Raw genomic sequence first — 13,468 nt, forward strand, 5'->3', positions numbered from 1 at the left:
TGCTTTTTTTATGGCTAAAATTGTATCTCAATACATTCACGCTTTAACAAAATGCTTAGTGAGTGATGTTGAGGAATGATGTCTGATCTATCACCAACAACTGATACGCTCACTCAATCATGTTAAGCAGCAAAATAAAAACGCCCAATGCAATGCAATGCATCAGGCGTTTGTTCAAAAGTCACAACCTTTTCAGGTTTGATTTTCAATACTTAAGAAGCATTATGCTGTTGTACAAAGGCAATAAACTCGTCTTCGCTCATCACCGGAACACCCAGTTTTTCAGCCTTTTCTAATTTAGAACCTGCCTTTTCACCTGCAACCACACATTTCGTTTTACCCGAAACACTACCGCTGACACGTGCGCCTAAGGCTTGTAGCATTTGCGTCGCTTCATCACGACCCATGGTGCTCAGAGTCCCTGTAATCACCCAACTTTCGCCATTCAGTGGCTGACGACTTGGTGCAACGGGTGCATCCCAATGAATCCCTGCTGCCAACAAACGATCAACCACTTCGAGGTTATGCGGCGCTTGGAAAAAGTCGACTATCCATTCTGCGGTAATATCACCAACGTCTGGCGTTTTTTTCAAGGATTCGAGATCTGCATGGCGAATCGCATCAAAGGTTTGGAAAGTATTGGCGAGCATGCGTGCCGTGGTTTCACCCACGCCTCGAATACCGAGTGCATAAATAAATGCACCTAGCGTTGTTTTCTTACTATTTTCAATAGAATCGATGAGGTTTTGAACCGACTTCTCACCCATTTTTTCAATGGTCAGTAATTTTTCACGATGCTCATGCAAGCTATAAATATCAGCAACATCTTTGAGCAGATCCAAATGTAAAAGTGATTCCGCCCAACGGTCGCCTAAGCCCTCAATGTCCATAGCTTTACGCGATACAAAGTGACGAATCGCCTCAATACGCTGTGCAGCACAGTACAAACCACCTGAACAACGTGCCAAGGCTTCACCTTCAGGCATCACAACAGGAGATGCGCAGACTGGACAACATGCAGGTAACTGAACTTCTACCGTATCTACAGGACGGAATTCAGGCCATACTTTTTCAACTTTTGGAATCACATCACCGCTACGGTAGACACTGACCGTGTCACCCACACGTACATCTAAACGATGAATTTCACCAATATTATGTAGGGTGACATTGGAAACCGTCACCCCACCGACTGCCACAGGGTTTAAACGCGCGACTGGGGTCAAAGTCCCTGTACGCCCCACTTGCCAATCAATATTTTCAACTGTCGTCAGCGCTGCGACTGCAGGGAATTTATATGCCGTTGCCCAGCGCGGTTCACGACTTAAAAAACCCAATGTTTGCTGTTGCTTCAGGCTGTTTACCTTAATCACCATGCCATCAATTTCAACGCTCAGGCTTGGACGATCAATGATCATTTGCTCATACGCAGCTTGTACGTCCTGAATGCTGTCACAAATAAAGTGACGTTCACCGACAGCAAAACCAAACTGTGTCAGCCATTCCAAGCTAGCAGACATGGTGGTTTGACCATGATGTGGTTCGCACTGTGCAATGCCATAAGCATAAAAAGCCAATGGACGTGAAGCCGCAATTGCAGGGTCGAGTTGACGTAAGCTTCCTGCTGCTGCATTTCGTGGATTGGCAAAGGTTTTTTCACCGTTGGCTTCGTTTTCAGCATTGAGCTTTTCAAAGCCTGACTTTGGCATCAGGACTTCACCACGAACTTCAAGAAGACTTGGAATTTCAGTCTGTGTAGAAGTCAGTACTTTAGGTAAATTACGAATGGTTTTTACATTTTGAGTAATGTCTTCCCCTGTTTCACCATCACCCCGTGTCACACCACGGACTAAAATGCCATTTTCATACCAGAGAGAAATGGCCAGCCCATCAAATTTTAATTCGACATCATATTCAATTTTTTGATTCGGTAAGCGCTCTTCCGCACGACGAGCAAAGGCAAATAAATCTTCTGCATTAAACACATTACCCAATGACAACATGGGCACTGCATGGGTTACGGATTCAAACTTAGACAAGGCCTTTCCACCCACTTTTGTGGTTGGTGTATCAGGTTGCACTAAATCAGGGTATTGCTCTTCTAGTGCTTTTAATTGGTGAAAAAGTTGATCATATTCACTGTCCTCAATTTCTGGCGTGTCCATGACATAGTAGGCATGGTTATGCTTCGCCAAGAGTTGAATCAGTTGTCGCATCTGTGCAACGACAGTGGATTGTTGTGTCATACATTCACCATAAAAAAGGGCGGTTCACGCTCCGCCCTCAAATTTCATTATCTGTTGCTATTATAGAAACCCACTCGGTGAGTTTCAATCAAAGACGCTTAGACTTCGATAGCTTGACCTTGACGATAATCAATCGCTTGATGACGCCAATGTTCACGCATCTGCGGTGTAAATTCTTGGTTATTTTGATCATACACAGTACCGTCAATTTCACGTGCAATTAGACGTGAAATGCTGTCCATAGTATCAAAGGCATTTTGTACATCGCTGTGTGGCAGCGCCAAGAAGAAAGCCAAACCTTTTACTTCTTCAGTCGATAAAGTTTCAAGATCAAAACCTTGCGCAGCGCCATCATTATTCATTTGTAATACAGAGAATAATAACTTTGTCCCTTCTTCATCATAGCGATGGAAACAGGCCATTTCGCCAAAACGCAGACCGTATTTCAGTAACACTTTTAATGCTTTTTCACCCGACAAGGCACGACTATCAGGGAACACATTTAAGGCGATATAGGTTTCCGCAGTCGCTAAAGCACTTTCTTCATCGACAATTTTTTGTTCATGTAAATGCGCATCCAAAATACTGCTTTCTTCATCAAAATCGCTGATTTCAGCTTTTTCAATTGCGCTATTTACACTAAATTCTGGCGCTTTTTCTACAGGAACCGCGTCAGCCGGAACGTCCGTCGCAGGAGTCGCGATTTCATTGGCTACATCTACTACAGAAGTATTTGTCGTAGATTCAGTGGCTTCTGTAGACAAAGTAGTGTCTTCTGTCGCAGTTTGAGCATTTTCAACTGAAACGGGATCCGTCGTAGTCGTCTCAGTCTTTGCAGTCGCCTCAGCGCTCTGCTCTGCTTGTTCCGTTACTGTTGCTTCTGGAGTCACTTTCGCTTGAACAGTTTCAGTCGTTTCAACCGCTGTGACTTTTTCATCAGCCAAAGTCGGCTCTACACGTTGAGTGGTTTCAGGTGTATTTAACTGATTTCGTACATGGCGCGGAATAACAGGTTGCTGACTATCAGGGTCAATATGTAATTCGGTGTCGAGTGATGGCGCTGCATCTGCAGGTTTACGAAACATCATTCGAATGCCCACAACCATGATAATTACAGCGATTACAATCCCAGCTATAGTGGTGATTTCCATGTTATGCCTCCGCAGCTAAACCGTATTCTTTGGCCTGCTCAATATTCACAGTCACTAATTTTGAAGTTCCTGGTTCTGGCATGGTCACACCAAGTAAGTCAGTTGCCATTGTCATTGCCAGTTTATTGTGTGTAATGTAGATAAATTGCACTTGTTCTGAAAGCTCTTTTACAAGATTACAAAATCTTCCTACATTTGCATCGTCTAAAGGTGCATCGACTTCGTCTAAAACGCAAAATGGTGCAGGATTTAGGCGGAAAATCGCAAAAACCAAAGCCAATGCGGTCAATGCCTTTTCACCACCCGACAATAATGCCAAAGAGCTGTTTCGCTTACCCGGTGGTCGTGCCATCAGTTTTACACCCGATTGCCAACCATCTTCAAGGCTTAAACTTGCTTCGCCGCCATTAAATACTTTCGGAAACAACTCTTGAAGCTCTGCATTGACCTTATCAAAAGTGGTCATAAACAGCTTTCGCGTTTCCTGATCAATGCTTTTCATCGCAGCTTGCAGTTGCTCAACAGTCTTTTGCAAGTCATCGATTTGGTGGCTTAAATCATCGAAGCGTTTAGAAACTTCAGTATATTCTTCTGCTGCAGCCAAGTTGACTGCACCCAATTTATCAAACTGCTGCTGTGCTTTTTCGAGTTTTTGCTGATGGGATACCACATCAATGCTTAAACCCGTCAGCATTTCGCTGTTCATTTCTTTCAATTGTTCTGAATAATGCTGCAAATCAGACTGCGCGGATTGCCAAGCTAGACGCTTTTCTTCCAATTGCGTACGCAATTTTTCGTCTTGTTGTTGATGTGAATGGCGTTGTTCCGTCAATGTCTGCTGTTTGCTCTGTACGTTATTCAGTTCAAGCTGCCAGTCATTCCAGGTTTTTTGTAAACGCTCAGTGACTTGGGCCTGTTCGGAATACTGTGACTCAAGCGCAGGCAATTCTAACTGTACAGGATCGACAAATTTCTTCGCCTGTTCCATCTGTCCAATAATTTGCTGAGTTTGCGCTTTCAAAAAGACCGTGTCTTTTTCTAATAATTCAATCTGTTGTTTCGTCTGTACAGACTGACGACGCACGATTTCCAATTCTTGCTGACTGTGTAATGCCACTTGCTGAGCACTTTCCAGCGCTAGACTCAATTCCTCAACTTGGAATTGCAAGGTTTTATAATTTGGCAAGGCTTGCTCGAGCTTAATCGTCAGCGCATGCAGATCAATTTCCAAATCGTCTTTTTGCATGGCATCTTCTTCAAGCTGGGCTTCAAGTTGTTGCAATTGATCTTCTAACTGCTGCTTTTGTAATGCAAATGCCTGATTGGAACTTTGTACCTTCGCAATCGCAACATCAGCTGTTTGAATGTCTTTTTGCCAATTTTTTAATTGGCTATGTTGCTGTTGCAGATTTTGCTGTAAAGCTTGTACGGCATTTTGCAACTCAGGCAATTGGCCTTCTAGCTGCGTCAGCTTTGGCTGCTGCTCTGCAAGTAATTCAGTCAATTCATCTAAACGAATACGGTGGCTCAATGCACCTTGCCCTGCTTGGCTGTCCTCGTCATAGTCTAGACCAATCACCCAATCCGCACCGACATGATAACCATCGAGCGTGAGTATCGACTGACCAGCAGCCAGTTTAGCCTGATGACTCAATGCCACCGTCAATGTTTCGGCAATCGCGACCTGCTGCCAGATCGAAAGTTGTGGTGCTTCAATCCACGTCGCCAAAGCTTCTAATCCAACGATTTGTGCTGCGGTGTGATGACTGCCTTTGACCTGACGTGCAATACTGTCTTGAAAATTATCACTGTGTCCCAAGACTTGGGCACTTAGCCATTTAGACAAAAATTTCTCGACCAGTTGCGCATGCTGTTTGCCTTGAGTGCTCAACTGCAACTGCTGCATTAAATGTTGACGCTGGCTTTGCTGCTTTGGACTGGCTTTAATCATCAATTGGTTTAGGTTTTTCTGCTCTGACAACAGCACCTGTATTTCTGATTTTAGCTGCAGCACCGTATTTTTGTGCTGTGCCTGCTGTTCTTGTGCAGCTGCAAGCTGTGCTTGAGTTTCGGCAATCACCAGCTCTTGTTGCACAATTTGCTGTTCGAGCTGCTGCTTATCTTGCTGATACTGCTCCAACTCATCTTGCTGCGCCTGATGCTGAATTTGACCTCGTTGCTGTTGCAGGGTCTCGCGCTGTTGCTCAATACGACCTATATTTTTGGTCAATTGTTCACTTTGCGCCAACATCTGTAGCTTTTGCTGTTGCTGCTTTTCGACTTGCCCACGGCATTGTTCAAATTGTTGAACCGCTTGTTGATGCTGAGCTTTCAAATCGGCCAACTGCTGGGTCTGATCCTGACTACTGCTTTCTTGGCGCTGTAATTGCTCAATAAATCCATCTTGCTGTTCTTGCAGCGTTTCCAGTTGTAACTCTAATAACTGTAAACGTTCTTTGGTTTGAGCTTTTTGCTTTTCAAGCTCCACCAAACTTGCCGAATTTTGTGCAAATAAACCCTGTTTTTGCTCCAGCGTCATTTTCAACTCAGACAGTTTCTTTTCCGCCTGTTGCCATTCACTTTGTAAAGGAGTGGACTGTTGAATAAGCCGTTGAAATAAGGCACTGGTGGAAGATAGGTCATGCTCTAGGGTGTTCAGCTCAGAACGCACCAGTTTGAAGGTTTCCCCAAGCTCATTCATGTGCAGCGTGTATTCTTGCTGTAAACGTGTACTTTGCTCACATTGGAAAGACAATACTTCGATCTTAATAGTACGAATTTGGGTTTCTAATTCTTTGTATTGCACCGCCGTTTCAGACTGACGTTTTAAGGTTTTCAGCTGAGACTTCAGTTCTGATGCAATGTCTTCGAGACGTTCTAAGTTTTGAGTGGTGTGTTCTAGATGCTGTAAAGTTTCACGACGTCGAGCTTGATAGCGAGAAACCCCTGCGGCTTCTTCAATATACACACGCATTTCTTCAGGTTTGGCATCGACCAAACGGTTGATCATGCCCTGTTCAATAATCGCATACGAACGTGGACCTAAACCGGTGCCTAAGAAAATATCGGTAATATCACGACGGCGGCATTTAGTGCCATTGAGGAAATATTCGGATTTACCATCACGATTGACCTGACGACGAACTGCAAGCTCAGTATAGGCATTATACGCGCCACCTAACTTGCCATAGGTATTATCAAAACGCAGTTCAACACTCGCCATCCCGACTGGTTTACGCTTTGCCGTTCCGGTAAAAATAACATCTTGCATGGTGCCACCACGCAATTGACGGGCACTGGATTCACCCATAACCCAACGAATGGCATCAATCACATTGGATTTACCACAGCCGTTCGGTCCAACAACCGCACTACGGTTGCCTTCAAATTTTAGAGTTGTGCTATCGGCAAAAGATTTGAAGCCGGAAAGTTTTAAACTGCTTAAACGCATAATGTCCTGATCAGCGGCGTGAACGTCTCGCCCACGCTAATTCGATTTGTTTCATCCGTGTTAGTGATTCCAACACAAGGTTGCGTAAGTGTCGACAAAAATCTTCCATAAATAAAGTGGCTTGATGTGATTTTCTGATTAAAACTGCATCAGTCACCAATTTAAACAAATCAAAAGATTCTTGTAGTTCACGTCGTGAAATATTCAGTGTCAGGAAATAACTACGTCTGAGCGATGGTAACAATTCTTGGTAATAACGCATCAGGTAGGTGTTTCCCACCATTTCATGCTGACGAGCCATGCCCTGAAAAATCAGATCATAAAACTTTTCGGTATTGCCTTGGCGAGTTTCCACGTCTAATTGTTCAAGTAATAACTGAATACGCTCAGCTTCATGGCTGCGCCACGTTTCCGCCATACGATGCACAATTTGACCCAACAATAATGCTGCAATATCAAATAATGAGCGCACTTGTAAAGCCGACATTTCAGAGACTAAGGCGCCACGGCGTGGGTAGATTTCAATGAGCTGGGTTCGTTCTAAAATCAATAAAGCTTCACGAACAGAGCCACGGCTCACATCCAATTCGGCCGCGATTCTGAGTTCCTGAATACGCTCGCCTTCAACCAACTCACCGCGAATGATTTGTTCACCGATGTGCTTGGCAATTTGTTCTGACAAACTGTCCGCTTCTTGTTGTTGCATACTGTTCCTATCTTTTTTTTATAAGATGCAATGTTCAGATTTACACTCAATCTATTTGCATTAGAAACGATAAGCAACCTAATTGAACATGACATTGTCTGACAATCTTGTGTCAACAAAGCCAATTTTGTCAGTCAAAACGGACAATCATGCGCCAAAGGCTTGCACACCTTGGTAAATAAAATAGCAGCCGACTGTTGTTAATAAACATGCAAAACAACGCTTTAGCATAAATGGCGACAACATATGAGCCACTTTCGCACCCAATTTTGCAGTGATGAAGCTCATTACACTAATCCCGATAAATGCATAAATATGGATATAACCAATGGTATTGGGAACCACGATATCGGCTTGATGACCAAACCACATAAAGCCGAGTGCCCCAGCAATCGCAATTGGTAAACCACATGCAGCAGAGGTTGCGACTGCTTTTTGCATAATGACGCCGTTTTTATTCAAATACGGGACGGTTAAGCTGCCACCACCAATACCGAAGATCGCAGAGGCAATCCCAATGCCGCCGCCGGCTGCCATTTGCATGGCTTGTGAGGGTAAATGTTTATTCGGATCAACCGGTGTCGCTGCACCGCGAAACATTTTAAAAGCCACCCAGACCGCAAAAAAGCCGATTAACAGTTGCAAGCCCTGCCCTGAGAGATAATCAGCAATGCCTGCACCGAAAAATGAACCGATCACCAAACCTGGTGCCAAATTCCGAAAGACATTCCACAGCACTGCACCTTTTTTATGATGCGCCGAAACCGAACTGAGTGAGGTCACAATAATCGTGGCCAAAGACGTGCCTACCGCCATGTGCATAATCACACTGGGATCATACTGAAGTTGGGTAAAGACGATGAATAAAATTGGCACAATAATCAGACCACCGCCCACACCAAATAGCCCCGCAGCAAAACCAGCGATTGCACCAATCAGTAAATATATGATTAACTCCATCAATATTATTCCACAACTCTCAGATTCAAATGGATTTAGAGACCAGACACTTACAGCAATTGCTGAGCACAGTACCTCAACCGCCTGAAGTTTTATTACTGAAGCCCATTACCACATCGACCAATGACGATGTCCGTGAGATTGCTAAAAAAGGCATTCAACATGTTTTGGTATGCAGTGAACAACAGACTCAAGGCCGTGGGCAACGCGATCATCAATGGGTCTCACCCGTTGGTAATATCTATTTAAGCACATTGCTGAATTTACAGACAGCGATAGATGGACGGCTTGCACTTGAAATTGCCTTAAATATCTTGCAAATGCCAAGTTTGCAAAATCTAGCATTGCAAGTGAAATGGCCCAATGACCTGTATAGCCCACAAGGCAAATGGGGCGGGATTTTGATTGAACCGATTTCGCCACATCAAGCGATTGTCGGCGTTGGCATGAACTTATTTCCGATTCCATCCGCAGGAATTGAGCAACGTGCAACCTCGTTATCTGAACTCGGACTTCCCTCGCCAAACCGTTTGCAGTTAATTGCTGAACTGTATGCCGCGATCCAACTTGCTGGTGAATGGTTCGATCATAACTGCTATAACCTCGCTGCACGATTCAACCATTATGCTGCATTTATGCAACAGCCTGTTGAACTTGAACACCTGCAAGGCAAAAGCCAAGGCCGCTTTCTCGGTATTGAAAATGATGGTTCGATCAACATCCAAACTTCGCAGCGCTTAGAAAATCATTTCCAAGGTCGCTTACGTTTAGCAGATCAATCATAAACAGGATTGCAAAGGCCTACTGATGAAAAAATTATGGCTCGATGTCGGTAATACCCGGCTGAAATACTGGATTACCGAACACGATCAAATCATAGAGCATGCTGCGGAACTGCATTTACAGTCGCCTGCTGAACTCCTACTCGGTTTGATCCAGCACTTTAAAAGTTTGGACTTAGATCAGGTCGGAATTTCTTCGGTACTCGACAAAAAAAATAATGATCGGATTCAAAAAATTCTTAAATTTTTAGCCATTCCTGTCACCATTGCCAAAGTTCATGCCGAATATGCGGGCTTGCGCTGTGCCTACGAAGATACCAGTAAATTCGGGATCGACCGTTGGCTGCAAATGCTCGCAGTGGTCAAAGACCCTACACAAAAATACTGTGTCATTAGCTGTGGCACGGCTCTCACCATTGACTTAACGGATGGCTTACAACATTTAGGCGGCTATATTTTGCCAAATTTGTATTTGCAACGTGATTCGCTCATCCAAAACACCAAAGGCATTAAAATTCCAGATGCCACCTTTGATGAGCTGTCTCCTGGTAAAAACACCATCGACGCTGTTCATCATGGCATCTTGCTCAGCTTGGTCAGCACCATTGAAAAGGTTCTTGATAAATATCCAAGTCAGTTGATTTTAACCGGTGGCGATGCTGCACTATTTGCACGCTATTTAGAAAAATATCAGCCGGCTGTCGAAGCAGATTTGCTGCTTAGAGGCCTACAAAGTTATGTAAATGGCGTGTAATTTAGCCATTTATGTGATAGCAAACTGTGAAAGCGTGATGGCCAATGGTGATCACGCTTTTTTATTGAGGGTCATTTCATACAAGCGTGGTTACAAATTGTATCGCGATTCATGACCTTTTTTCGTCCAAGGAATTACAATAGCCTGCGATGATCGACAGATACATCAGCAACTTTATAATTTAAAAATGTCTTTCAAGATAGAATATAAGACGAAGAGTATAGATATGAAATTTAAAAATTTACTGGGTTTAAGCCTGCTCGCCTCTACATTATTCTTCGGCGGTTGTACCACGACACAAAATTTAGCCAACTCTAAAATCCCTGCCGAAATCAAATCACAGCTCAGCACCTCTGAAGCAGTTTTGGGCTATTTTGGAGATGAAGATAATCCTGATTACTGCGGCTGCGTATCGTATATTGACTCAAGTTATTACATGACCCCAGTCCAAGACGGCTATTACCGTGTACTTTTAGGTCGTAATGCCACAGGTGATTTTTTAGTCCAAGATTTTTACCAAGAAACCAAAACCCCTCAATCCTCACCTGCTTGGGTCAAAGATCCGATGAAACTATTTAGTTTCAGTGGCAGTGATATTGAAGGCCCAGTAACGCTTTATCGCAAAAACGGCAAAGTAGAATCAACCTTTGTGAACCAAGATGGCGTGAGCATCCAAGGCGAAGAGTTTTATCCAACAGGACAACGTGGCGCAGCTTACAAAGTCGATGAAAATGGCAATGATGCCTATCGCTTATGGTATGCCTCAGGAAAAATTGCGGCTGAATATGTGGTCGATACCGATGGTGAATATGTTGGTGTTTACAAAGCATGGCAGGAAGATGGTCGCGAAGCCAATGACGACATTGACGACATTCGTGAACGTGTTGCTTTAGAACTCGACTGATCTATCAATAATTCGAACAAACAAAAAGGCGCAGATTGCGCCTTTTTTCTCTTCAATTGCACCAATTGCATGATTGCAATCTCAGTCTTCACTAAATATCTTATCTACAAAACACGCGATCTATTAAACACGCGCACAGAACCTAGCTAAGCCGTTAAAATCGGCTCTAACACGTGCCACAGTTGTGGAATCTCAGAAAAGCCATCCTTTGCTGTGAAATGCCCCGCTTCTTTCACCTCATAAATTTGTGCATTTATAAAATTGCCCAATTGGATCGCAACCGGTGGCGGTACGATAGGATCATTGGATGAAATCAGACTGATACAAATCGGCATATAGGTCTGTAAAACACCGCTATCCATTTTTGCACGTTGAATAAATGCGGTTAATTCAGGTTGTGTCGGTAAACTACTTTTAAAACCCGATACAAAAACGCCCGCTTTAATCCGTGTGCCATGCTGTTCAAAATATTGATTGAGATAATGCAGCGTGGTTAAGCACCCCAAACCATGTGCAATCACAATGGTATTTTCATCCAAATCAGGCATTTGCAACGCTAGAAATTTCTGCCAATGGTCAAAATCAGGTTGTGCCGCATTTGCCATCACGATGCGTCGAGAATAATGTCCAGCTTCTTGCAGCTTTCGTCCCAACCAAGGAAACCAATGATCATTCGGTGATGCATCATGACCATGAACAATATAGATCTTTTGGCTTTCTGGCGTATGCGGTGTATTCATTATTTGATTCTTATTTTAGGTGATTATTTTTGGTGGAGCGTTCAATTTGCAGTTCGGCAAATTTTCACCTCTGTTTTAAACCTGTCACCTACACGCTCTCAATGTCAATTTGGCATCTTTTTGTAATAATTTAGCTCAGTTCGGTATATATCGGATCATATAGCCAAATTGCTCCAGTACTTTCTATTAAATGCACTCAATCACTTTGCTTAAGCGCACAGTCTCGTCAAATTACAGCCATAAAAAAAGGCGCTGAATGCGCCTTTTTTTCAGTCCAAATTACTTCGGATCTTTACTGCCGAACAATGGACCCATGCCACCGCCGCCAAATTGTTTTTGCATATTGCCTAATGATTTCATCATTTTTGCCATACCTGTTGGGTTGGCAAATTTCTTCATCATTTTCGCCATTTGCGCATGTTGCTTGATGAGTTTATTCACTTCTGCAACATCCATACCACAGCCTGCTGCAATACGTTTTTTACGGCTTGGATTCATCAAGTCTGGGTTACGACGTTCTTTAATGGTCATCGATTGAATAATCGCTTCCATTTTCTTCACTTGCTTTTCAGGATTTGCTTGTGCAATTGCATCTTGAATCCCTGAGTTGCTCATGCCTGGAAGTTTATCCAGGAAGCCCATCATGCCGCCCATTTTATTCATTTGTTCAAACTGCATCAGCATATCTTCAAAGTTGAAGCTACCGCCTTTTTGCAGTTTTTTCGCCATTTTTTCGGCTTTTTCTTTGTCGATTTTACGTTCAACTTCTTCGACCAAAGAAAGTACGTCACCCATACCCAAAATACGCTGTGCGATACGTTCAGGATGGAATGGCTCTAGGGCATCGAGTTTTTCACCCATACCCAAGAATTTGATTGGTTTGCCAGTAATGGCACGAACAGAAAGTGCTGCACCACCACGTGCATCACCATCCGTTTTTGTCAGGATCACACCCGTCAAAGGTAAGGCATCATTAAAGGCTTTTGCCGTATTCGCCGCATCCTGACCGGTCATGGCATCAACCACGAACAATGTTTCAGTCGGCTTAATCGCTGCATGAAGCTCTTTAATTTCATCCATCATTTCGTCGTCTACATGTAAACGACCTGCTGTATCGACAATCAAGACATCAGCAAATTGAATTTTTGCTTGCTCAATCGCACGATTTGCGATGGTAATTGGTTTTTCGTCTGCGCTTGATTCAAAGAAAATCGCGCCAACTTCACCTGCAACTGTTTGTAGCTGTTTAATCGCTGCTGGACGATAAACGTCGGCAGACACCATTGCTACTTTTTTCTTTTGACGTTCTTGTAAGAAACGTGCAAGTTTTGCCGCAGTAGTTGTTTTACCCGCACCTTGCAAACCTGCAAGAAGCACAACAACTGGTGGTTTTGCCGCTAGGTCTAGGCTTTCATTCGCCTCACCCATCATTTTGGTCAATTCGTCATGAACGATTTTGACGAAAGCCTGCCCCGGTGATAACTGAGTCATCACTTCTTGGCCCAATGCTTCTTCCTTAACTTTCGCGATGAATTCACGAGTTACAGGTAACGCAACATCGGCTTCAAGAAGTGCCATACGTACTTCGCGTAACGTATCTTTAATATTGTCTTCGGTTAGCTGCCCTGAGCCAGTAACATTTCTTAAACTCTGCGTGAGTCGTTCTGTTAAGGTATCAAACATTGCAAAATCCGCTTAAAATAGCCATGAGCAAAAAATTGTTTCTTAAAATAGAAAATTTATGCATAGAATGCTATAGGATACTTTAGTTCTT

At 43.5% G+C, this 13,468-nt stretch carries 10 protein-coding genes; 3 read left to right on the plus strand and 7 right to left on the minus strand.

The features are described from left to right. Positions 1-212: 212 nt before the first annotated feature. From ligA to B1202_RS13650, 5 genes are all read right to left on the minus strand, one after another. Entirely contained in the window at positions 213-2,246 is a 2,034-nt protein-coding gene (gene ligA / locus B1202_RS13630; protein WP_078191154.1) for an NAD-dependent DNA ligase LigA, read from the minus strand. Between the two features lie 98 nt (positions 2,247-2,344). Next, entirely contained in the window at positions 2,345-3,397 is a 1,053-nt protein-coding gene (locus B1202_RS13635) for a cell division protein ZipA C-terminal FtsZ-binding domain-containing protein (RefSeq protein ID WP_078191155.1), read from the minus strand. Between the two features lies 1 nt (position 3,398). Then, positions 3,399-6,848, minus strand: coding sequence for a chromosome segregation protein SMC (gene smc, locus B1202_RS13640; protein ID WP_078191156.1), 3,450 nt, complete (start codon positions 6,846-6,848; stop codon positions 3,399-3,401). A 10-nt stretch (positions 6,849-6,858) separates the two neighbouring features. Beyond that, positions 6,859-7,554 carry a GntR family transcriptional regulator gene (locus B1202_RS13645; RefSeq protein WP_078191157.1) on the minus strand — a complete coding sequence of 232 codons (696 nt, stop codon included), beginning with the start codon at positions 7,552-7,554 and terminating at the stop codon, positions 6,859-6,861. Positions 7,555-7,701: 147 nt separating this feature from the next. Further along, positions 7,702-8,514: a sulfite exporter TauE/SafE family protein gene (locus B1202_RS13650; RefSeq protein ID WP_078191158.1), complete on the minus strand. Its 813-nt coding sequence runs from the start codon at positions 8,512-8,514 to the stop codon at positions 7,702-7,704. 29 nt (positions 8,515-8,543) lie between these two features. Here B1202_RS13650 and B1202_RS13655 point away from each other — a divergent pair, with 29 nt between their 5' ends. From B1202_RS13655 to B1202_RS13665, 3 genes are all read left to right on the plus strand, one after another. Next, on the plus strand, positions 8,544-9,299 hold the full coding sequence (locus B1202_RS13655) for a biotin--[acetyl-CoA-carboxylase] ligase (protein ID WP_078191159.1): 756 nt from the start codon (positions 8,544-8,546) through the stop codon (positions 9,297-9,299). Positions 9,300-9,321: 22 nt separating this feature from the next. Continuing rightward, positions 9,322-10,050, plus strand: coding sequence for a type III pantothenate kinase (locus B1202_RS13660; protein ID WP_078191160.1), 729 nt, complete (start codon positions 9,322-9,324; stop codon positions 10,048-10,050). A 226-nt stretch (positions 10,051-10,276) separates the two neighbouring features. Continuing rightward, a complete protein-coding gene (locus B1202_RS13665) occupies positions 10,277-10,954 on the plus strand; it encodes a hypothetical protein (protein ID WP_078191161.1) in 678 nt (225 codons plus the stop codon). A 146-nt stretch (positions 10,955-11,100) separates the two neighbouring features. Here the strand turns inward: B1202_RS13665 and B1202_RS13670 are convergent, their stop codons facing one another. Both B1202_RS13670 and ffh read right to left on the minus strand, forming a co-directional pair. Beyond that, positions 11,101-11,694, minus strand: coding sequence for an RBBP9/YdeN family alpha/beta hydrolase (locus tag B1202_RS13670; RefSeq protein ID WP_078191162.1), 594 nt, complete (start codon positions 11,692-11,694; stop codon positions 11,101-11,103). A 279-nt stretch (positions 11,695-11,973) separates the two neighbouring features. Further along, positions 11,974-13,377: a signal recognition particle protein gene (gene ffh, locus B1202_RS13675; RefSeq protein WP_078191163.1), complete on the minus strand. Its 1,404-nt coding sequence runs from the start codon at positions 13,375-13,377 to the stop codon at positions 11,974-11,976. Positions 13,378-13,468: the final 91 nt, after the last annotated feature.

Source organism: Acinetobacter amyesii (genome assembly GCF_002018365.1).
Classification (GTDB): Bacteria; Pseudomonadota; Gammaproteobacteria; order Pseudomonadales; family Moraxellaceae; genus Acinetobacter; species Acinetobacter amyesii.